Raw genomic sequence first — 21344 nt, forward strand, 5'->3', positions numbered from 1 at the left:
TCAGCCATCCGTTTTGCCCTCGCCCCGACGCTTGATGCCGCGGGTCGGGCCGGCCTTGATCACTGCGCAACGGTCAGGCCATTGATCTTCATCAGCAAGTAAATGTATTGAAGTTCTGCCTTTTCACAGTTGGGCGCACCCAAGCGACGCGCCAGAGCATGCGCGGGGATTTGCATTTGTTTGCCCTCCAGCTCTACTTCCACCCGGAAATAGCAGGGGCTGAATTCACGAAAGGCAATGACCGTGCCCCAGCGACCAACGGGCCAAGGCCTTTGGATCACAAGCACCCGGTCCCCTGGGCGAGCCAGGAAATCTAAGTTGTCCTCATAGGCCTGCTGTATTTCCAGACTGGACGTCTTGGCACTGGCCTTTGCGAAGTCGTTGGCAAATTCAATAAATTGTTCAGCGTTCATACCAACAGAATCGGCTCGGAATGGCATTTTCTTTAGCGATTCAAAAATCTCCGGTTTTTGGGCTGGTTTGGGGGGTGTTGGCCCTTGTGCAACGGCCTGGAGCCCCCCTCGCTGGTGCGCCGGGCTAGTTGGGGCCAGCTGCCAAAGCGGCACCGTGGTGGTCGAAGTGATCCCCCAGAAAGGTGGCGATGAAGTAGTAGCTGTGGTCGTGCCCGGCCTGCATGCGCAAGGTTAGAGGGTGTCCGGCGGCCTCGCACGCGGCCTGCAGGCGTTCAGGCTGCAGTTGGGGGGCTAAAAATTCGTCCGCTTCGCCTTGATCCACCAGCAAAGGCAAGCGCTCCTGACGGGCCATCTTGATCAGTTCAACGGTATCCCAGGCCTTCCAGGCTTCGCGGTCGGCGCCCAAATACGCGCCCAATGCCTTTTGGCCCCAAGGCACTTGCGATGGCGCCACGATGGGCGAAAACGCAGAAACGCTTTGGTAGCGCCCGGGATGGCGCAGGGCCGTGACCAAAGCGCCATGGCCGCCCATGGAGTGGCCAAAGATGCCGCGCAGGGGGTTGGCCGCAAAGTGCTGCTCGACCAGCGCGGGCAGCTCCAGGGCCACATAGTCTTGCATGCGGTAGTGCGCGGCCCAGGGGGCCTGCGTGGCGTTGACATAAAAACCTGCACCCTGGCCCAGGTCGTAGGCCGGGTCGTTGGCCACCGCATCGCCGCGTGGGCTGGTGTCCGGTGCAACCACGATGACACCATGGCGCGCCGCATGCGCCTGAGCGCCGGCCTTGGTGATGAAGTTTTGCTCGGAGCAGGTCAGCCCGGACAGCCAGTAAAGCACCGGGCATGCTTGGCCGCGCGTTGCGGGTTCGGGCAAATACACCGCCAGCTTCATCTCGCAACCGAGCTTTGTTGACGCGTGCTTCCACACTTCTTGGCGGCCGCCAAAGCTGGCGTGTTGCTCGATGCGTTCCATGCGGGGCTCCGTTTTCAATAATGAACCACCGAGCGGATGGACTTTCCTTCGTGCATCAGGTCAAACGCATGGTTGATGTCCGTCAGCGGCATGGTGTGGGTGACGAATGGCGCGAGCTGAATGCGACCGGCCATCGCGTCGTCCACCATGCCGGGCAATTCGCTGCGCCCCTTGACGCCACCAAAAGCCGTGCCCAGCCAGCGCCGGCCGGTGACCAACTGGAAAGGGCGGGTTGAAATTTCTTGCCCCGCGCCAGCCACGCCAATGATGACCGACTGACCCCAACCGCGGTGAGCGCACTCCAGTGCAGCGCGCATGACCTGGGTGTTGCCGATGCACTCGAAGCTGTGGTCCACGCCCCAGCCCGTCATTTCCACAATCACCTGTTGGATGGGTTTGTCGTGGTCTTTCGGGTTGACGCAATCGGTGGCGCCAAAGGTGCGCGCCAGATCGAACTTGGACGGGTTGGTGTCAATGGCGATGATGCGACTGGCCTTGGCCAATTGGGCGCCTTGAGCCACGGCCAGACCGATGCCCCCCAAACCGAAGACGGCCACGGTGTCACCCGGCTGCACCTTGGCGGTGTTCTTGACAGCGCCCAGGCCAGTGGTCACACCACAGCCGAGCAGGCACACCTGCTCAGGGTTGGCGTCGGGTCGGATTTTGGCCAGTGAGACCTCGGCCACCACGGTGTATTCGCTGAAGGTTGAGCAACCCATGTAGTGATAGACCGGCTGACCTTGGTAGGAAAACCGCGTCGTGCCATCGGGCATCACGCCCTTGCCCTGGGTGGCGCGCACCGCCACGCACAGGTTGGTCTTGCCCGACTTGCAAAAGAGGCATTCGCCGCACTCGGCGGTGTAGAGGGGAATCACATGGTCCCCGGGCTTGACGCTGGTGACGCCTTCGCCCACTTCGACCACGATGCCTGCGCCCTCATGGCCGAGCACCGCAGGAAAGATGCCCTCCGGGTCATCGCCCGACAGGGTGAAGGCATCGGTATGGCAGACGCCGGTGTGGGTGATCTTGACCAGCACCTCACCTTTTTGGGGGGGAGCGACATCGATCTCGACCATCTGCAAGGGCTTGCCAGCTTCGAAGGCCACGGCGGCACGGGATTTCATGGGAAAACTCCTCAAAACGCAGAACAACCGCTGGGTCAGGCCACGGCGGCGTGATAAAAAACACACACGTGGATCAGTGTACGGCCACAAGACCCATCAGGCCTGCAGTGTGACCACGGCACGTTAGGATCAAGCCATGAAAAATTTCCTCAAACACACCCTGACCACATTCGCGCTGGTGTTCGCTGCCGCGACGCACGCACAAACCTTTCCCGTGAAGCCCATCAAGATCATCGTTCCGTTTCCAGCGGGTGGAACGGTTGATTTTTTTGCGCGCGTCATCAGCACCAAGCTGTCGGACGCCTTGGGTCAATCGGTGCTGGTTGAAAACCGTGCGGGCGCAGGCGGCAACATTGCAGCTGAAGCCGTGGCAAAGGCCACGCCAGATGGCTATACGCTGTTGATGGGATCGGAAATCATCGCCATCAACACGTCCTTGTACAGCAAACTGGGCTATGACCCCGTCAAAGACTTGGCGCCCATCACCTTGGTGGGCACGGTTCCGAACATTTTGATTGTTCATCCGGGTTTGCCGGTCAACTCGGTCAATGAGTTGATCGCCTTGGCGAAAAAAACGCCGGGGAAGATTTCTTTTGCTTCCACGGGCCAAGGCACATCCACCCATTTGTCGTCTGAACTTTTCAAGCTGATGGCCAATGTGGACATGCTGCACGTGCCCTACAAAGGCGGCCCACCAGCGATTGCCGACTTGATCAGCGGGCAGGTGAACATGATGTTCATCAACATGCCCACTGGCATCACGCATGTGCGCTCGGGCAAGGCCAAAATTTTGGCGGTGAGCAGCATCAAGCGGATTTCACAACTGCCGGATGTGCCGACCGTTGACCAAGCTGGTGTCAAAGGTTTTGAGACTTCTGCATGGTCTGGGCTTTACGCCCCTGCAGGAACACCCGCGGACATCATCAACCGCCTGAATGCGGAAGTGGTCAAGATTCTCAAGCAGCAAAGCGTGCGCGAGCAGCTCCTGGCCCAAGGTGCTGAGCCTGTTGGCGATACGCCGGAGGAATTTTCCCGTTTCACCCAAGCAGAAATCAGCAAGTGGGCAAAGATCATCAAAGTTTCTGGCGCCAAGGTGGACTGAAAAACCACTTGCCAAGTCCAACCCATGTTTTGAAGAGGTGAATCTGTGCGCTCACCTGAATTGACAAGCATCCAAACCTCGCGGATGCGCCACGACATGGCTGTTTGGCATGGCCAGGGCACGCCCGTTTTGCTGATACACCCCAACCGCACCAGCCATCGGGTTTGGGACTTCATGCTCGCGGCGCTTCAATGCCCTATGCCGTTTTTTGCGCCAGCCCTGCGCGGGCACGCGCAATCAGATTGGCCCCAGGCCGGTTACACGCTGGAGGACCACCGTGACGACTTGCTCGCGCTGATTGAAGCTCAAGGCTGGGAGGAGATGGTCATTGTTGGCCAAGCCACTGGGGCCGCCTTGGCCTTGATGCTGGCCACGCAACTGCAAAAAAGGGTTCTGGCCCTGGTGCTGGCTCAGCCTGCGGTCGCCATTGGCAGCCATGTCAACGATCTGGTGCAGCAACAAGTGCGGGCCACGCCCCAATTTGAAAACCGCGATCAGGCGCGCATGGCCCTGCCATTTTGTGAACGCTGGAGCGATCAGGTGACCGAGCATTACCTCGACCACATCCTGCGCCCGCATCCCCAGGGCGGGTGGCAATGGAACTTTCACGCTGAAGGCGTGTGCGAAACCGAGGCCCAGTTGATGCGCGACATCTTGCCAAGTGTTCACTATGCGGGCCCAGCGCTGGTGTTTGGCGGTGCCCAATCAACGGTTCTGCCGGTAGAGATGTTTGCGCGTGTGGCGCGCCATTTGCCCCAGTCGACGTCAGACACCCTGGCCCATGCCAATCACCGACTGTGTCAGGACAACCCGATTGGATTTGCCCAACTGCTGGATGGTTTTTTGCCCTTGTGCACCACACAAACCAGGGTGGTGTGATTAAAGGGCGCGCTGTTTGTTGGCTGCGCCGTTTTTCGCTTGTGCCAGGGGAGGCTGAGGGTGCGCGTAGTGACCTTCAAGCCGCCATCATCAATCGGGTGTGATGCCCGCGCGCTTGACCGCCAGGCCCCACTTCACGATCTCTGCGCGAATGAATTCGCCAAACTGTTCAGGCGTGCTGCCAACCGGCTCGGCCCCCGCAGCGGAAAGTGTTTCGCGGATATCTGGCATGGCCAAGATTTTCTGAATTTCTTCACTCAGCCGCTTGACCACTGCAGGTGAGGTGTTGGCAGGGGCGACGATGCCCGTCCAACCGCTCACATGCACACTGGGGTACCCGGCCTCATTGGCGGTTGGCACATCCGATACGGCGGGGGAGCGCCGGGGTTGGCCCACCATCAAAGCTTTCAATTTGCCGGCCTTGATCTGCGGCAACAGCGCGGGCATGGTGCCGAAAATAAAGTCCACCTGTCCGCCAATCAAGTCTGTCAAGGCCGGTGCCTCACCCTTGTAGGGCACATGCAACATGTTGACGCCACCCGCACCGGCCAGCAATTCAGCTGCCAATTGCGACTGGTTGCCAATGCCTGCCGATGCAAACTTGATGGCGCCAGGGTTGGCCTTGGCCGCGGCCACCAATTCAGCGGCGGTTTTGTGCGGCGCGTTGGCTGGCACCACCAGTAAAAAGGCAATCGATGTGGTTTGTGTCACCGGCACAAAATCTTTCAGGGTCTCGTAGGGAACCTTTTTGTAGACGTGCTGGTTGATGGTCAAGGCGCTGGGCGAGGTCATCAAAAAAGTATGCCCATCGGTGGCGCGCATGACCGCTTCGGCCGCAATCATGCCGTTGGCACCAGCTCGGTTGTCAATGACCACCGGCTTGCCCAGGGCGTCGGAGAGTTTTTGGCCAATCAAGCGTGCGGCGATATCAATGCTGCCGCCGGCCGACTGCGACACGATCAACCTGACCGACTGACTGGGCCAAGGGGCGGTTTGCGCTGTGGCCAAGCTGGAGGTGATGCACAACAACAGGGTCAAAAAGTACTTCATGGGTTGCTTTCAAACAGGTCAGGGAAGGAAGTGGAGCAGCTTGGAGACGTCAGGGCAAGCATGCATGTTCAACACGGCGGTTCTCAATTCGCTGGCCGCTGATTCGCCCCACAAGGGTATGGCCAGGTCATTGAATTTGCGCAGCAACGCTTCGTCGCTGTGGGGTCGGTCCGGCTCACCGCTGGTGGTGGTGCACTGGCCGAGAAAACGCGCACCGCCCACGGTGGTGAGGCTGAGATCGACCCTTTGTTGTGCCGGGTAAACAGCAGAAAAACTCGGCTCTTCGATCACCCGAATTTTGCTGGCCAAGTTCACAATGCGTGGGTCATTCACGGCCTCATCACCAAAGGCGTCTAAGCCCGACCTTTCGCCCACCATCAACGTGGCCAGGGCGAAGGGGATGGAAAAGCGTGCGCCAAACCAGTCCTTGGGGCGCTGTGTGGACAAATAGGCCGCCAAGCGGTAGGCACGCACTTCCATGTCGGCGACCTCATCGATGGCAATGGTGCGTGGGGCTTTGGCTTGCAGGTCATGCAGCGCATCAATGGCTGAGTGCACATAGCGGGCCGTTGGGTACAGCTTGAGGTAGCCCTCGGTCAGCAGCCACCGTTGGCCCAGGTCTTGAACCGCAACCTCGCCTTGAAACCCATCACCCAACACCAGGCTGAACGTGGTGTTGACACCGTCGCTGGGGCCAGTGAAGCCAGACTGAACCAAACGCACCGCCATTTGGCCCATATACCCGCTGTGCCCGGCATACCAATTGCGCACCGTTGCACCATCGAGCATGGTGTGCCGGTTGGTGGCCACGCAACTGGACGCGGCCAAGCTGGCCAAATTGCGGTATTCGCTGGCTGCCACGCCCATCAACCGGGCCGTGGCCAATGCCGCACCCACCACACCAAAAGTGCCGTGCGGGTTGATGATGAGTTTGATTTGGGTGGCCATGCCGATGCGCGCCACCACCTCATAGCTCAGAGCGACCGCCGTGAGAAATTCGCGCCCACTCAAGCCCCGCTCTTGGGCCACCGCCAGGGCCGCAGGGATCACTTGGATTCCTGGGTGGCCATTGGCCAAAAAATTGCCTTCATCAAAATCCAACCAAGCCCCGGCAATGCCATTGAGCATGGCGGCATCGATGCGATTGGTGGTTTTTTCTAGGCCCACCACCCAACAAGGGCCTGGGCTGCCAAAGGCCATTTGCTGTGCGGCGAGCGCTTGCAATTGAGGCGTTCTCATGCCCCAGGCCATGACCGGCAATGTATCCAACACGATGGCGCAGGTGCGATCCCGAACCGCCTGGGGAATGTCTTCCCATTGGGTATTGGCGACAAAACGACACAGACGCTCTAGATAGTCCATCTTTGAATCACATCAGGCACGCAGGTATTGGGTGAGGTTGAGGCGGGGATCAATTCATCACGATATTGGCCGCCTTGATCACCGGGGACCAGGTGTTCAATTCGGACTGAATGAATTCCACGAACCGCTCAGACCCCAGGGGCGTGAGCGTCATGCCAAACACCGGGTCGCTCAAGCGCTGACGCATTTCAGGGGCTTGCAAAATGCCCAATATTTCTTTCTCTAGGCGCTGCGTGATGGCCAAAGGGGTTTGCGCTGGGGCAGAAATGCCAACCCACGACACGGCTTGTACTTTGGGTGAAACCTCGTTCAAAGCGGGCACATCTGGGTACAAGGAAAGTCGTTTTTCGCTGGTCACAGCCAGTATGCGCAGCTTGCCTGAAGCCACCAAGGATGCCGCGCTGGAGGTGAACACCATGTCCAAGCGTCCCCCCAACAAGTCGGCCATCGCTGGTGCAGGCCCTTTGTAGGGCACATGGGTCATGTCCAACTTCAGCGCTTGCTTGAGCATTTCAGCTGCCAAGAACCCCGAGGTGCCGACCCCCGCTGAGGAGTAGTTGACCGCCCCAGGCTTGGCCCTGACCATGGCCAAAAAGTCTTGCACGGTTTTGGCGGGGTGGTCGCTTCTGACCACCATGAACTGGGGAAACACACCGATCAAGGCAATGTGCTTGAAGTCCTTGAGCGGGTCATAACCCAGTTTGTTGTAGAGCAAGGCACCCGGTGCAATAGCGCTGTTGTAGGAGGCCAGCAAGGTGTGTCCATCGGGTACGGCCTTGGCCGCTTGGTCGGTGCCCAGGGTGGACCCCGCACCCGGGCGGTTTTCCAAAACCACCGGCTGCTTCAAGTTTTCGCTGAGCTTGTCCAGCACCAGGCGCATGGCATTTTCAGATGCTGTTCCAGGTGCGAAAGGCATGATCAGCTTTATAGGCTGACTGGGATAGGTTTGCGCGCCCGCACTGAGTGCGCCAAAAAGGAAAGCCAATAAGCCCAGTGCCTTGTGAAGTTTCATGAGTACCCTTTCGAAATGACCACGTTGATGGAATGAAAAATGAATGTATCAGGCGTCGCGCGCATTGGCGAGTTGGGTGTGGATCCAATGCGCCGCCAATAAAGTGCGCTGGTCGTCATGGATGCGCCCAACCACTTGCATGGCCAGCGGCAACCCATGCGGCCCATAACCACCGGTGACGGAAACACAGGGGCCATGCATCAAGGTCCACACTTGGTTCATCCGCGTGTCCCCAGAGTATTCCTGCCCCATTGGCGCCTCGCCGGTGGCAGCAGGCACAAACAACACATCGCAAGCGCCCAACACCTGATCAAACATCGCTCGGCATTGGTGTGCCAATGCTTGCGCAGCTTGGTATTCGCGCGCGGTTACCGACAAGCCCTCTAGGCTGCGCTTGAGCAAGGCGGGGCGCATTTTTTCGGAGTGGCGGCTCAAAATGTCCATGAAGCCGCCGCTCATTTCAAAATGAACCACCGTGGTGTGCGCCTTGAGCATTTGAGAAAAGGCTGGCGGCAGCTGAATTTCAATAACCTTGGCCCCCGCTTTTTCCAAAGCTTGGGCGGATTCATGAAACGCTTTTTGGATGTGCGGGTCTGCCAAATCCCACTCAAAGGTTTTGCACAGGCCCACCGTGGGTCGCTGATCCATGGCAATGGATTCGTCTGGGATCAGCAGTTCCGGATAGCGCGCCATTTCGGCGCCAAAGAAAGCCACGTCGCGGACATTTCGGGCCACCAAGCCAACCGTGTCACAGGAATCGGCATTGGGCCAGACCCCGCGCTTGGGTACCAGGTTGTAGGTGGGTTTGTAGCCCGTCACCCCACAGTAGCCGCAGGGGCGAATGGTCGAGCCCATGGTTTGTGTGCCGGTCGCAAAGCTGACCATGTTGGCGGCGATGGCCGCCGCCGAACCGGAGGACGACCCACCAGGGGTGTGGTCAAGCTTGCGCGGGTTGCGCGTGCCATTGGTGGGGAATGTGGCCAATTCAGTGGTGATGGTTTTGCCCAGCATCACGCCACCCGATTTGCGCAAGGTGGCAATACAGGCCGCATCTTGCACCGGCTGATGCCCTGCAAAAACTTGAGAGCCCCCTTGTGTGGGCATGTCGTGGGTATCAAACACGTCTTTGATGCCCACCGTCAAGCCGTGCATGGACCCTTGGATGGCTTGGCCATCCAACCAATGGGCTTGTTTCAAGGCGGACTCGCGGGCGATGTGGGCAAAGGCATGAACCTGAGGTTCATGTTCCTCTATTTGATCCAAACAGGCTTGGACATAGGTTTGCGCCGATAAGGTTCTGCTTTGCAGAGCTTGGGCCACCACAACGGCTGGCTGCTCTACCCATGGGGGCTTGTTCATTCAATTCTTTTCTTGCATCTGTGCCAATGATGGCACCATCGACTTTACAGGTATGCGCCGAGTCTGACATCCGCCCCGCTCATGAAACACGGCGAGCGCCGCAAAAGCTCGAAAATGCCTGCTTCATTGACCCTCCAGCAAGAAGTGACATGTCCCAATACACACCCAGGCCCTTAGAAGTGAAGATTTCGGGCCGCCAAGAGGCGCTACGTTGAGCAAGCATTTACAGCCTGACTGGCGCCAGCTACACCTGGGCCGCTTGCTGGGCCACGCCATGCGCCGCTTTGACGCGCGGGTCTTGTACCTGATGGCGCACAACGTAGATGTGCCGCTGGCCTTGTCCAACTTGGCCGCGCGCGACCAAATCAGCGCGGCCCACATCCACATCACGCGCCACTTGGCGCTGGAGGGCTCGCGCCTGAGCGAATTGGCCGATTTGGCGGGCATGAGCAAGCAGGCCATGGGTACCCTGGTGGATCAATGCGAGGCCTGGGGCTTGGTGCAGCGCTTACCCGACGGCACCGACGCCCGGGCCAAGCGGATCACCTTCACGCCCGATGGCTTGGCTTGGCTGGAAGCGTTCAAACAAGCCGTGGCGCAGGCCCAAACCGAGTTCCGCCGAGAAGTGGGGCCTGAGGTGGCCACGGTGGTGGCCTTGGGCCTGGAGGCCTATGCCCAGGGATGGCGCTGACCTATGGCTAATACCCATTTGGCGCGCGCTGCTGCCCCCTAGAATGAACCAAACAAGGGCTACAACGAGGAGATAGACCATGCGCATACTCATCGCCGAAGACGATCAGGTATTGGCCGACGGTTTGTTGCGCACGCTGCGCGCTTCTGGCGCAGCCGTGGACCATGTGGCCAGCGGCAGCGAAGCCGATGCCGCCTTGATGACGACCGACGAGTTTGATTTGCTCATCCTGGACCTGGGCTTGCCCAAAATGCATGGCCTGGAAGTGCTCAAACGCATGCGCTCACGCGGCTCTTCGATGCCGGTGCTCATCCTCACTGCAGCCGACAGCGTCGAGGAACGTGTCAAGGGCTTGGACTATGGGGCTGACGACTACATGGCCAAACCGTTTTCTCTGCAAGAGCTGGAAGCGCGGGTGCGCGCCCTGACCCGGCGCGGCATGGGTGGGGCCACCTCCACCATCAAGCACGGACCACTGGTGTATGACCAGACGGGTCGGGTGGCCACCATCGACGGCAAGATGGTCGAGCTGTCGGCGCGCGAATTGGGCTTGCTGGAAGTGCTGCTGCAACGCTCGGGCCGCTTGGTCAGCAAAGACCAACTGGTGGAGCACCTGTGCGAATGGGGCGAAGAGGTGAGCAACAACGCCATTGAGGTGTACATCCACCGCTTGCGCAAAAAGATTGAAAAAGGCCCGATTCGCATTGCCACCGTGCGCGGCTTGGGCTATTGCCTGGAAAAAATACCGGCCTGAGGGCCTGACCCCATGCCATGAAGATTTTTCAACGCGAACAGCGCTCGCTGTTTGGCGAAATTCTGGATTGGATGCTCACCCCGCTGCTGCTGCTGTGGCCCGTCAGCTTGGCGCTGACGTGGCTGGTGGCCCAAGGCATTGCCAGTCAGCCTTTTGACCGCGGCCTGGAATACAACGCACAGGCCTTGGCGCAATTGGTGCGCACCGATCCGCAACGCAAAACCCAATTCAATTTGCCCGGCGCAGCGCGTGACATTTTGCGCGCCGATGAGGTGGACGAGGTGTACTTTCAAGTGCTCGGCCCCGATGGCGAACTGCTCAGTGGTGACCGCGACTTCCCCCCACCCGACATCCCACCTGGGGCGGGCGAAGGGGTGACACAGTTTCGCGACGATGCCATGCGCGGGGTCGCCATTCGGGTGGCTTATATGTGGGTCTACCCCCAAAGCATGGACAGCCCGGCGGCCCTGGTGCAAGTGGGCGAGACCTTGGGCAAACGCTCGGTGTTGGCCACAGAAATCATTAAGGGCGTGATGCTGCCGCAGTTTGTCATCTTGCCCTTGGCCGTGCTGCTGGTGTGGCTGGCCTTGGCGCGGGGCATCAAGCCGCTGAGCCAACTCGAAGAGCGCATCCGGTTGCGCAAGCCCGACGACTTAAGCCCTCTGGACGACCGGGTGGTGCCCCTGGAGGTGGCGCCGCTGGTGTCGTCCATCAATGACTTGCTGACCCGGCTGAAAGATTCGATCGCCACCCAAAAGCGCTTTTTGGCCGATGCGGCGCACCAGCTCAAAACCCCCCTGGCAGGCTTGCGCATGCAAGCCGACTTGGCGCAGCGCGCCGGCGCCAGCGCCGAAGAACTCAAGAAGTCACTGGTGCAAATTGGCCGCTCGAGCATGCGCGCCACCCACACCGTCAACCAACTGCTGTCACTGGCGCGTGCCGAGAGCACCGGTGCCGTCATCCCCACCCAGGCGTGTGACTTGGTGGCGTTAACCTTGGAGGTGGTGCAAGACTCGCTGCCGCGCGCCATGGACCGCGCCATCGACCTGGGTTACGAAGGGCCGGATGTGGACACCCGCTCGGCTTGGACCATTGGCCACCCCACCTTGCTCAAAGAGTTGATCCGCAACTTGGTGGACAACGCCATCAACTACACCCCGTCAAGCACCGCCAAGCCGGGCGTGGTCACGGCCCGGGTGTTGCCCCAAGCCGACGGTCAATCGGTGTGGCTGCAAGTAGAAGACTCTGGCCCTGGCATCGCACCGGGTGAGCGCGAATTGGTGTTCCAACCGTTTTACCGCGCCTTGGGCAATGAAGCAGACGGCTCTGGGCTGGGCCTGCCCATCGTGATGGAAATCGCCGCCAAACACGGCGCAAAGGTGACGATTGAATACGCCCACCCCAACCAGACCTCACCGGGGGCTTTGTTCACGGTCTGCTTCAGCAGCGCCCGCCCCTGAACTGCACAGCAGCGATGTGCTGATCGCGCCCAGTGGCTCAGGGCTTGTGCATATTGAGGTTCAAGCGCTCTCGCTCGATCACCCGTTGCACCACGTCATCGGCAGCCACCCGCTGCACATACGCCCATAAATCGGGCATCTCGGTCGGGGCAATGCCGGCCATGGTGGCCCATCGGGTGGCGGTCAGGGCATAAGCGTCCACGGGGCCCAAGTGCACCCCAGCCAGCCATTCGCCCTCTGGCAGCGCCATCACCCGCGCTTGCAAGGCGTGTATCAACGCGCGGTACTGCGGCAGCGCATGGTTGCGGATCTCGGCTTGCACCGCAGGTTGGTCGCTGTATTTGTGCGGCATGAACACATGGGTGAAGGTCGGGTGCACCGTGTTGTTGAGCCAAGACAGGGTTTCGATGGCCCGCGCCCGCGCCATGGGCGCATCTGGCAGGAGGTGGGCCTGGGGAAAGCGTTTGTCCAAATACCCCACCATGGCCAAGATTTGCGTCAGCACCTCGCCACCATCGACCAACACCGGCACCTGGCCATTGGGATTGATGGCTTTGAATTCCGGTGTGAGTTGCTCGCCTTTGTGCAGCTTGACCATGATGGGCTCAAAGGGCACTCCGGCTTTTTCCAGCATGAGGTGGGGCACAAACGAACACGCGCCGGGTGAAAAGTACAGCTGAATACTCATGTTTTTTGCTCCTGGGCTTGAAGGGGTACATGTATGGATGGGGGCATGGGCACATTGCACGGCATCTGACACAGCTCGCGCCCGCCCATGTGGCAAGCGCGGTTGAAGGTCACCACATGGTCGACCTGCGCGCGAATGCCAATCCACTCGCCCACTTTGTGGTCATGGTGGCTGGGCACATGGGCCAACACCGTCTCGCCGGTGTGCAAACGCAAGGTGTACAAAAACTCTGAGCCGCGAAACGACTTGCGCATGATCTCGGCCTTCACCGGTGCGTCGTCATCGTGCACGATGTCATCGGCGCGCAGCAGCACATCACACTCGCCACTGGCCAGGGCACAAGGCAGGGGCAACTCGGCCACATCGGTGAGCTCGCCCAAGGGGGTTTGCACCACCACCTGGTTGCCGTCTTGGCGCAGCGTGGCGTGGGTGAACACGCCGTGGCCAATGAATTCGGCCACAAAACGGGTGGCCGGGCGGTGGTACAGGCTGTAAGCATCGCCCCACTGGTGCAAGCGCCCTTCGGACATCACGCCAATCACGTCGCCCAGGGCAAACGCCTCCATTTGGTCATGGGTAACAAACAAGGCCGTGGTCTGGGCCTCTTTAAGAATGGCGCGCACCTCTTGGGCCAAGCGTTCGCGCAAGTCCACATCGAGGTTGGAAAACGGCTCATCGAGCAACAACAACTGGGGTTGGGGCGCCAACGCCCGCGCCAGTGCCACGCGTTGCCGCTGGCCGCCGCTGAGCTGGTGCGGCAAGCGCTGGGCCGACGATGACAGCCCGACCAAGTCCAACACGGCTTGCACCCGGGCTTGGCGTTTGTCACGGGCCCAGCCATGCAAGCCAAAGCCCACATTGGTGGCCACGTCCATGTGGGGGAACAGGGCATAGTCTTGGAACACCATGCCCACACGACGCTTTTCCGGCGCGATCTGCACCGTGGCGCTGCTGACCACCTCATGTTCAATGCGGATGGTGCCCTCACTCACCGGCTCCAAACCGGCAATGGCGCGCAACAAAGTGGTTTTGCCGCAGCCCGAGGGGCCAATCAGCACGCCCATCTCGCCAGCGGCCAGGCGCAAGTTCACACCCGCCACCGCCGGTTGCTCGCGCCCGGGGTAATGCACCTGTAATTGTGTGACGTCAACGGCCATGCAAGGCATTGTAGGCAGGCCCTTTGGCGCCCAGGCGCGTCCCTACAATCGGCTCCCTCATGCGTCGCCCCTCGCTTTCTTCGCTGCCACTGTCCAGCGCCAGCCTGGCTGTGCTCACGGCATTGCTGCTTTTGCCCGTGCTCATGGTGTTGGCGTCTTGGCTCCAATGGAGCAGCGGCAGCGCTGCCATCTTGCGCGAGATGGTCCACACCGTGTTGCCCGATTACGCCTTGACGAGCGTATTGCTGTGCTTGCTGGTGGGCGTTGGCGTGGTGGTGCTGGGCAGTGGCACGGCCTTGGCCGTGAGCTTGTTTGATTTTCCGGGCCGCAAAACCCTGGAATGGGCTTTGCTACTGCCCCTGGCCATGCCCGCCTATGTGGTGGCCTATGCCTATACCGACTTTTTGCAGTACAGCGGCCCCCTGCAAATGTGGCTGCGCCAAGCCAGCGGGCTGCAAGGCGCCTTGTGGCCCGACATCCGCAGCCTGTGGGGCGCCGCCTTGGTGCTCAGCCTGAGCCTGTACCCCTATGTGTATTTGCTGGCACGCACCGCCTTGACCGAGCGCGCCACCCCGCTGATGGAGGCGGCCCGTTTGCTGGGCGCGCCCTTGTGGCGGCGCATTTGGCAACTGGCCCTGCCCTTGGCCCGACCGGCCATTGCAGCGGGTACCGCACTGGCGCTGATGGAAACCTTGGCCGACTTTGGGGTGGCGAGTTACTTTGGCGTGCAAACCTTCACCGCTGGCATTTACAAAGCTTGGTTGGTGATGGACAACCGGGTGGCCGCAGCCCAACTGGCCACCAGCTTGCTGCTGCTGGTGGCCTTGATGCTCAAGCTCGAGCAATCAGCCCAATCGCGTTTGCGCTTTGCCAGCACCAGCGGCGGCACCCACGGCAGTGAGGCCCAAGCCCTGCGCTTGCACGGCGCCCAAGCCGCACTGGCCTGGGCCTTGTGCAGCATGCCCGTGCTGCTGGGGTTTGGTGTGCCGGTGCTGCTGCTGCTCACGGCCCTGGCCCAAGCGGGCGACACCGGTTTGCCGTGGATGCGTTTTGTCGACTGGACCTGGAACAGCCTGCGCCTGGGCGCGATGACCGCGGTATTGGCCGTGGGCTTGGCCTTGGCTCTGGCTTACCAAGCCCGTCTGGGTCAACACCGGCTCAGCCGCTGGGCGGTGCAATGGGCGGGGCTGGGTTATGCCGTGCCCGGCGTGGTGATTGTGGTCGGGCTGTTGCTGCCCTTGGGCTGGTTGCAACAAACCTGGCCCAACAGCCAAGCGGGCATCTGGATCACCGCGACTGTTTTGGGCTTGGTGTGGGCATATTTGGTGCGATTTGTGGCGGTGGCCTTGCAGTCGGTGCAAAGCGGCTACGCCCGCATCCCTGTCAGCCTGGACGAAAGCGCACGCATGCTGGGCACCTCGGCGCGCACCCTGGTACAAAAGGTGCACATGCCCTTGCTACAACGCTCACTGGTGGCCGCCTTCTTGCTCGTGCTGGTGGATGTGATGAAGGAGTTGCCCGCCACCTTGATGCTGCGCCCTTTTGACACCGACACCTTGGCCGTGATGGCCTACCAATTGGCCCGCGACGAACGCTTGGCCGAAGCCGCCCTGCCCTCGCTGGCCCTGGTGCTGGTGGGCTTGGTGCCGGTGATGCTGCTCAGCCGCAGCTTGCGCCAACGCCCACAGCCATCGTGAGCGACCGTTAGCGCCCCCAGCGCTAGCCCTCAGGATTTGCTGTCGTTGGGGCCTGGGGTTGTGGTGTCGACGGGGGATTTGTCTTTGAGCAATTGCAGCTTATAGGGCGTGACCTGTTGGTCGATCCGCTGCGGCTCCGATTCGGTGGCAGGCGCCCAACCCACAGCGCTGAACCAGCCATTGGACCAACCCCAAAAAATCAAGTTGGCCCACAACAACAGCAACACCACAGCGCGGCGGTCAAACATGGCTCACACCCTGCGCAGCGATGGGGCGCACGCTCACCTCGGCGCTGTGCACCGACTGCAGCCCTTGGGCCGTTTGCACCCGCAACGCGCCTTGGGCATCCACCCCCTGCGCGGTGCCAGAGCGACCATCACTGAGAACCACCGTTTGACCGCGCAAGGCATCGCGCTGGGCAAAACGCTCGGCCAACGGCCCAAATCCGTGCCGCTCAAAGGCTTGCATGGCGGGCACCAAGGTGGTCATGCAGGCTTGCAAGATGTCGGGGCCATGGGACGTTGTCTCACCGGTGATCTCACGCCAACCCACTGGCGCCAGACCTGCCCCATCGATAGCGGGCGTTTGCAAGTTCAAGCCCACACCCACCACACACCAGCGCCGCGCCGGTGTTTCAGCGCTGGCGGCTGCCATTTGGGTTTCGATCAAGATGCCACCCAGCTTGCGCACCGCGCCGGCGCTTTGCCAACACAGGTCGTTGGGCCACTTCAGCTGCAAGCCCCATTGCCCATCTGGGTCCAAGGCATCCACCAAGGCCAGGCCCACGGCCAAGGACAAGCCCGACCAATCGGTAGGTGCCAAGTGCATGCCCCAAGAAAAAGTCAATCCATCGCCCGGCTGGGACTGCCAAGCCCGGCCCATGCGCCCCCGACCTGCGGTTTGCGACAAGGCCACCAACAAGGTGGGCGGGTTGTCGCGCCCGTGGCCGCGACGCATCAACTCGCTGTTGGTGGAATCGATGTGCGCCACCACCTCTACGCCAGCATCCGGGCATAGCCGTCGCACGTGGCTGGTGAGGGCTTGCACCGCCTGGTCATTCCAAGGGGGCAACACCGACATCGGGTCAGTCCCGATCAGCCGATTTAGCCTTGCGCCGTTGTTCGCGGCGTTTGTCTTTGGACTTCTGGCGCTTTTTGTCCTTTTTCTTGGACTTCTTTTTGGATTTTTTCTCGTCGTCGCTGCTGGCCAGCATGGTGCCGCGGCAACTGGGGGCTCCGCACCAGCAGGCGTATTCGGCCTTGAGCTCAGGCGTCAGTGGGCTGTCGATGACCAAGCCATAGTCGTAATTGAGTTCTTCACCCGGTTGGATGTCGCGCAGCGCTTTGATGAACACCCGCTTGTCTTCCACATCGGCTTCGCAATTGGGCTCGCAGGCGTGGTTGATCCAGCGCGATGAGTTGCCACCATACAGGGCGTCGAGGACATGTTTGTCGTCGAGGTGAAAGTAAAAGGTGTGGTTGGGGTCTTTGGGGTTGTGCGGGTGGCGCCGATCGGCCTCTTTCCAGGTGATGACCTCGCCCACATATTCGATCACCTTCTCGCCTTGTGCGATGGGCTGAACGGCGAACACGCCCTTGCCATGCACGCCCGAACGACGGGTTTGAATGCGACGACCCGATGGGGGCAAAACGGAGGGGTTTTTGGACAAGGTCAAAACTCTGTTAATTTATATACATGCACATGCGTGCGCGCGCGTGCGCGTGCGAGAGGCGCATTGTAGGGTCATGCCATGACCCGCAAAGCCCCAGACACAAGGCAACACAAGGAAGTTATTTTTCATGAGCAAAACACTGGTCATCGCCGAGAAGCCCTCTGTGGCACAAGACATCGTTCGCGCCTTGACGCCGAGCGCGGGCAAGTTTGAAAAACACGACGATCATTTCGAGAACGACACCTTTGTGGTCACCAGCGCGGTGGGCCATTTGGTGGAAATCCAAGCGCCCGAAGAGTTTGACGTCAAGCGCGGCAAGTGGAGCTTTGCGCACCTGCCGGTCATCCCGCCTTACTTCGACTTAAAGCCCGTCGATAAAACCAAATCCCGCCTGGCCGCCGTGGTCAAACAAGCCAAGCGCAAAGATGTGAGCGCCATCATCAACGCCTGTGACGCGGGGCGCGAGGGCGAACTGATCTTCCGCTTGATCGAGCAATACGCCGGCGGCAAAAAGCCTTTGGACAAACCGGTTCAGCGCCTGTGGCTGCAATCGATGACGCCGCAAGCCATCCGCGACGGCTTTGGCAGCTTGAGAAGCGCCGCGCAAATGCAAGGCTTGGCCGACGCGGCCCGCAGCCGCTCCGAGGCCGACTGGCTGGTGGGCATCAACGGCACCCGCGCCTTCACCGCCTTCAACTCGCGCGATGGCGGCTTCTTCCTCACCACGGTCGGTCGGGTGCAAACGCCCACGCTGTCGGTGGTGGTCGAGCGCGAAGAGCTGATCCGCAAATTCATCAGCCGCGACTACTGGGAAATTCACGCCAGCTTTGCCGCCACGGCCGGCGCTTATGCGGGCAAATGGTTCAACCCCACGCACAAGGCCAACGCCGACGACAAGGAAATCAAAGAAGACCGTGTGTGGTCCTTGAGCGAAGCGCAAGCCATTGCCGACGCGGTGCGACACCAAACCGCCACCGTCACTGAAGAAAGCAAGCCCAGCAGCAAGGGCAGCCCGGGCCTGTTTGACTTGACCACCTTGCAGCGCGAAGCCAATGGCCGCTTTGGCTTCTCGGCCAAAACCACGCTGTCGCTGGCGCAAAGCCTGTACGAGCGCCACAAGGCGCTGACCTACCCGCGTACCGACTCGCGCCACCTGCCCGAGGACTACCTGCCCACGGTCAAAGACACCATGCAAATGCTGGCCAACAGCGGCATGGGCCACCTCGCACCGTTTGCCAAAACCGCCATCGCGCAGGGCTACATCAAGCCCAGCAAAAAGGTGTTTGACAACGCGAAGGTCAGCGACCACTTTGCCATCATCCCCACCTTGGAAGCGCCCAGCGGCTTGTCGGATGCCGAGCAAAAACTCTACGACTTTGTGGTGCGCCGCTTCATCGCGGTGTTCTACCCCGCCGCCCAGTTCATGGACACCACCCGCATCAGCCAAGTGGCCGCTGCCGGCAAGACCCACCACTTCAAAACCACTGGCCGTGTGCTGGTCGAGCCGGGCTGGCAGGCCATATATGGCAAAGAAGTGGACGAGGAAGAAGACAAAGAGTCCGGCAAGATTTTGGTCAAGCTCGCAGCGGGCGAAAAGCCCAAGGTGAGCGAGGCCGACCCCAAGGGCCTGAAAACCCGCCCACCCGCACGCTACACCGAGGCCACTTTGTTGGGCGCGATGGAAGGTGCGGGCAAAACCGTGGAAGACGACGAGCTGCGCGAAGCCATGCAAGAAAAAGGCTTGGGCACACCCGCCACGCGCTCATCCATCATCGAGGGTTTGCTGAACGAAAAATACATGCTGCGCGAAGGGCGAGAACTCATTCCCACCGCCAAAGCGTTCCAGCTGATGACGCTCTTGCGTGGCTTGGGGGTCGAGGAACTCTCACGCGCCGACCTCACCGGCGACTGGGAGTTCAAGCTGTCGCAAATGGAAAAAGGCCAGTTATCGCGCGAAGACTTCATGAAAGACATCGCCGAGATGACCGGTCGCATGGTGAAAAAGGCCAAGGAATACGACCGCGACACCATCCCCGGCGACTACGCCACCCTCACCACGCCTTGCCCCACCTGCGGCGGCGTGGTGAAAGAAAACTACCGCCGCTACACCTGCATCGGCAAACCAGGCGCGGTGGCCACCACCAATGCCGACGGCGAGATAGAGGGCCCAGGCTGCGGCTTCTCGTTTGGCAAAACACCGGCTGGGCGCACCTTTGAGCCCGCCGAGGTGGAGCAGTTTTTGCACGACAAAAAGATCGGCCCCTTGGAAGGTTTCCGCTCCAAAGCGGGTTGGCCTTTCACCGCCGAAATTGCGCTCAAATTCAACGAAGAAGAGAAAAACTGGAAGCTGGAGTTTGACTTCGGCGACGACAAAAACGCCGAGAGCGGCGAGATCGTGGAGTTTGGCGAGGCCGAGAATTTGGGCGCTTGCCCCAAGTGCGGCTCTGCGGTGCATGAGCATGGCTCTAACTATGTGTGCAGCAAATCCGTGCCCACCAACGCCCAGCCCACGCCGAGTTGCGACTTCAAAACCGGCCGCGTCATTTTGCAACAGGTGATTGAACACGACCAAATCAAAAAGCTGCTCTCCGAGGGCAAAACCGATTTGCTGGAGAAGTTTGTCTCCATGCGCACCCGACGAGCGTTCAAGGCCTATCTGACTTACGACGCCGAGGCTGGCAAAGTGAGCTTTGCCTTCGAGCCCAGCAAGTACCCGAAAAAAGGTGGTGCACCCACCACCCGCGCCTTGGTCAAAGCGGCGGGCAAAACCATGCCCGGCAAAAAGACCCCTGCGGCGAAGAAAGCTGCGGCAAAGACGGCCAAAGACGCCAAGCCCAAAGCCCCGCGCAAAACCGCTGCGGGCAAAGCGCCCAGCGAAGCTTTAGCCGCGGTGATTGGCCCCGAGGCCGTGGCCCGCACCGAGGTGATGAAAAAGCTGTGGGACTACATCAAGGCCAACGGCTTGCAAGACCCCAAAGACAAGCGCACCATCCAATGCGACGCCAAACTCAAAACCGTGTTTGGCAAAGACTCAGTTGGGATGTTTGAGTTGGCGGGGTTGATTGGGGCGCATTTGAGCTGACGCCGTCATTGCGAGCGCAGCGAAGCAATCTGTCGTCATTGCGAGGGGCTTTAGCCCCGAAGCAATCTCACCACGGCGCCTGAGCAGGCTCGGCCTCGCCTCCATGCTTGCACAACGTCGGCTACGGCCGACCTGCCTCATGCGCCATTTATTGTAAGAGACCGATCTCTTTCGATGTTGATGCCTGCTTATTTTTCAATGGTCCAAATCAAATAAGTTTTTTTGGGCTTGTAAATCAGCAGAGTTTATTGGGCCAGACTCGACAAACAAACTGTTAACTAGATCTTCTGGAATGGGTTGATCAATTTCAATATTGTTGTAACTTAAAACTCTGGCGACAGAGTACTTGATTTTCCGAGAGGGATATTCGATAAGTTGAACTTGCATAGCATCTGCAGTTTGCAATGGAAATAGATTATCTTGAACTCCTTGCCAAAAGTTACGGGTAAGGCTCAGTTCAAAGTCAAATGATCTTTCTTGTGTGTCAATTATTTCAATCCTTCCGCGCCAAGATCTTTTTTTAAGCCAGTCAGGGCTTGAAACAATTATTTTGGTTTGTCCGCGGTAAATGGGCTTTTCATCTACTACCCTTTCTATATACAAATGGAAATTCACTCTTGGTATGACTGGAAAGTCTCCCAGCCTAAACCCAACTACACATTGGTCACGTTGAAGTTGTTCAAAAATCCGGTTCTTTGCCTCTATACATTCTTTGGGCAATGGCACATTAATTTCACTTGACTCTTTAGTCCGCCCTGAACAATTCATAAGCATATGAATTAATTGAAGATATGGTGTAAATCCTGTCGGCAAATTTGCAAGTTGTTGCGTTAATGGATGTAGATTTCTTGCAAATTTAGACGAGGTATTTG

At 59.7% G+C, this 21344-nt stretch carries 20 protein-coding genes; 7 read left to right on the top strand and 13 right to left on the bottom strand.

Features of this window, described 5'->3' with window-relative positions:
- Positions 1 to 59: 59 nt before the first annotated feature.
- The 3 genes from AC8GFZ_RS12940 to AC8GFZ_RS12950 form a co-directional block, all read right to left on the bottom strand.
- Positions 60 to 440 (bottom strand): hypothetical protein, encoded by a 381-nt coding sequence (locus AC8GFZ_RS12940; protein ID WP_506645313.1) that lies wholly within the window; start codon positions 438 to 440, stop codon positions 60 to 62.
- Between the two features lie 97 nt (positions 441 to 537).
- Positions 538 to 1383, bottom strand: a complete 846-nt coding sequence (gene fghA, locus AC8GFZ_RS12945; protein ID WP_506645314.1) for an S-formylglutathione hydrolase — start codon at positions 1381 to 1383, stop codon at positions 538 to 540.
- 14 nt (positions 1384 to 1397) lie between these two features.
- Complete coding sequence (locus tag AC8GFZ_RS12950; protein ID WP_506645315.1) at positions 1398 to 2507, bottom strand: S-(hydroxymethyl)glutathione dehydrogenase/class III alcohol dehydrogenase; 1110 nt, start codon at positions 2505 to 2507, stop codon at positions 1398 to 1400.
- A 136-nt stretch (positions 2508 to 2643) separates the two neighbouring features.
- Between AC8GFZ_RS12950 and AC8GFZ_RS12955 the strand changes: the two genes are divergently transcribed.
- Positions 2644 to 3609 carry a Bug family tripartite tricarboxylate transporter substrate binding protein gene (locus AC8GFZ_RS12955; RefSeq protein ID WP_506645316.1) on the top strand — a complete coding sequence of 322 codons (966 nt, stop codon included), beginning with the start codon at positions 2644 to 2646 and terminating at the stop codon, positions 3607 to 3609.
- A 45-nt stretch (positions 3610 to 3654) separates the two neighbouring features.
- Entirely contained in the window at positions 3655 to 4488 is an 834-nt protein-coding gene (locus tag AC8GFZ_RS12960) for an alpha/beta fold hydrolase (protein WP_506645317.1), read from the top strand.
- Positions 4489 to 4578: 90 nt separating this feature from the next.
- Here the strand turns inward: AC8GFZ_RS12960 and AC8GFZ_RS12965 are convergent, their stop codons facing one another.
- Genes AC8GFZ_RS12965 through AC8GFZ_RS12980 form a run of 4 tightly spaced genes read right to left on the bottom strand, consistent with a single transcriptional unit; the run spans position 4579 to position 9271 of the window.
- Positions 4579 to 5538 carry a Bug family tripartite tricarboxylate transporter substrate binding protein gene (locus AC8GFZ_RS12965; protein ID WP_506645318.1) on the bottom strand — a complete coding sequence of 320 codons (960 nt, stop codon included), beginning with the start codon at positions 5536 to 5538 and terminating at the stop codon, positions 4579 to 4581.
- An 18-nt stretch (positions 5539 to 5556) separates the two neighbouring features.
- On the bottom strand, positions 5557 to 6900 hold the full coding sequence (locus AC8GFZ_RS12970; protein WP_506645319.1) for an MmgE/PrpD family protein: 1344 nt from the start codon (positions 6898 to 6900) through the stop codon (positions 5557 to 5559).
- 49 nt (positions 6901 to 6949) lie between these two features.
- Positions 6950 to 7912: a Bug family tripartite tricarboxylate transporter substrate binding protein gene (locus AC8GFZ_RS12975; protein ID WP_506645320.1), complete on the bottom strand. Its 963-nt coding sequence runs from the start codon at positions 7910 to 7912 to the stop codon at positions 6950 to 6952.
- A 48-nt stretch (positions 7913 to 7960) separates the two neighbouring features.
- Positions 7961 to 9271 (bottom strand): amidase, encoded by a 1311-nt coding sequence (locus tag AC8GFZ_RS12980; RefSeq protein WP_506645321.1) that lies wholly within the window; start codon positions 9269 to 9271, stop codon positions 7961 to 7963.
- A gap of 211 nt (positions 9272 to 9482) precedes the next feature.
- On the opposite strand from AC8GFZ_RS12980, the gene AC8GFZ_RS12985 reads away from it, so the two are divergent.
- From AC8GFZ_RS12985 to AC8GFZ_RS12995, 3 genes are all read left to right on the top strand, one after another.
- On the top strand, positions 9483 to 9962 hold the full coding sequence (locus AC8GFZ_RS12985) for a MarR family winged helix-turn-helix transcriptional regulator (RefSeq protein WP_506645322.1): 480 nt from the start codon (positions 9483 to 9485) through the stop codon (positions 9960 to 9962).
- A gap of 79 nt (positions 9963 to 10041) precedes the next feature.
- Positions 10042 to 10716 (top strand): response regulator, encoded by a 675-nt coding sequence (locus AC8GFZ_RS12990; protein WP_506645323.1) that lies wholly within the window; start codon positions 10042 to 10044, stop codon positions 10714 to 10716.
- Between the two features lie 17 nt (positions 10717 to 10733).
- A complete protein-coding gene (locus tag AC8GFZ_RS12995) occupies positions 10734 to 12176 on the top strand; it encodes a sensor histidine kinase (protein ID WP_506645324.1) in 1443 nt (480 codons plus the stop codon).
- A gap of 37 nt (positions 12177 to 12213) precedes the next feature.
- Here the strand turns inward: AC8GFZ_RS12995 and AC8GFZ_RS13000 are convergent, their stop codons facing one another.
- Both AC8GFZ_RS13000 and AC8GFZ_RS13005 read right to left on the bottom strand, forming a co-directional pair.
- Positions 12214 to 12864 carry a glutathione S-transferase family protein gene (locus AC8GFZ_RS13000; RefSeq protein ID WP_506645325.1) on the bottom strand — a complete coding sequence of 217 codons (651 nt, stop codon included), beginning with the start codon at positions 12862 to 12864 and terminating at the stop codon, positions 12214 to 12216.
- Positions 12861 to 14021 carry an ABC transporter ATP-binding protein gene (locus AC8GFZ_RS13005; protein WP_506645326.1) on the bottom strand — a complete coding sequence of 387 codons (1161 nt, stop codon included), beginning with the start codon at positions 14019 to 14021 and terminating at the stop codon, positions 12861 to 12863. The genes AC8GFZ_RS13000 and AC8GFZ_RS13005 overlap by 4 nt, the downstream gene beginning before the upstream one ends.
- A gap of 59 nt (positions 14022 to 14080) precedes the next feature.
- Here AC8GFZ_RS13005 and AC8GFZ_RS13010 point away from each other — a divergent pair, with 59 nt between their 5' ends.
- On the top strand, positions 14081 to 15718 hold the full coding sequence (locus AC8GFZ_RS13010) for an ABC transporter permease (RefSeq protein WP_506645327.1): 1638 nt from the start codon (positions 14081 to 14083) through the stop codon (positions 15716 to 15718).
- A 29-nt stretch (positions 15719 to 15747) separates the two neighbouring features.
- Here the strand turns inward: AC8GFZ_RS13010 and AC8GFZ_RS13015 are convergent, their stop codons facing one another.
- From AC8GFZ_RS13015 to AC8GFZ_RS13025, 3 genes are read right to left on the bottom strand one after another with little or no spacing between them, the layout of a single operon-like run.
- Positions 15748 to 15966, bottom strand: a complete 219-nt coding sequence (locus AC8GFZ_RS13015) for a hypothetical protein (RefSeq protein ID WP_506645328.1) — start codon at positions 15964 to 15966, stop codon at positions 15748 to 15750.
- Positions 15959 to 16798 (bottom strand): biotin--[acetyl-CoA-carboxylase] ligase, encoded by an 840-nt coding sequence (locus AC8GFZ_RS13020; RefSeq protein WP_506645329.1) that lies wholly within the window; start codon positions 16796 to 16798, stop codon positions 15959 to 15961. Before AC8GFZ_RS13020 ends, AC8GFZ_RS13015 begins: the two co-directional genes overlap by 8 nt.
- Positions 16799 to 16802: 4 nt before the next feature.
- A complete protein-coding gene (locus tag AC8GFZ_RS13025) occupies positions 16803 to 17387 on the bottom strand; it encodes an SET domain-containing protein (protein ID WP_506645330.1) in 585 nt (194 codons plus the stop codon).
- 130 nt (positions 17388 to 17517) lie between these two features.
- Here AC8GFZ_RS13025 and AC8GFZ_RS13030 point away from each other — a divergent pair, with 130 nt between their 5' ends.
- On the top strand, positions 17518 to 20472 hold the full coding sequence (locus AC8GFZ_RS13030; RefSeq protein WP_506645331.1) for a DNA topoisomerase III: 2955 nt from the start codon (positions 17518 to 17520) through the stop codon (positions 20470 to 20472).
- Positions 20473 to 20667: 195 nt separating this feature from the next.
- Here AC8GFZ_RS13030 and AC8GFZ_RS13035 read toward each other — a convergent pair.
- On the bottom strand, positions 20668 to 21344 hold a 677-nt coding region (locus AC8GFZ_RS13035; protein ID WP_506645332.1), incomplete at its 5' end, for a hypothetical protein.

It is taken from the genome of Limnohabitans rimovensis (SeqCode), assembly GCF_965234775.1.
Classification (GTDB): Bacteria; Pseudomonadota; Gammaproteobacteria; order Burkholderiales; family Burkholderiaceae_C; genus Limnohabitans; species Limnohabitans rimovensis.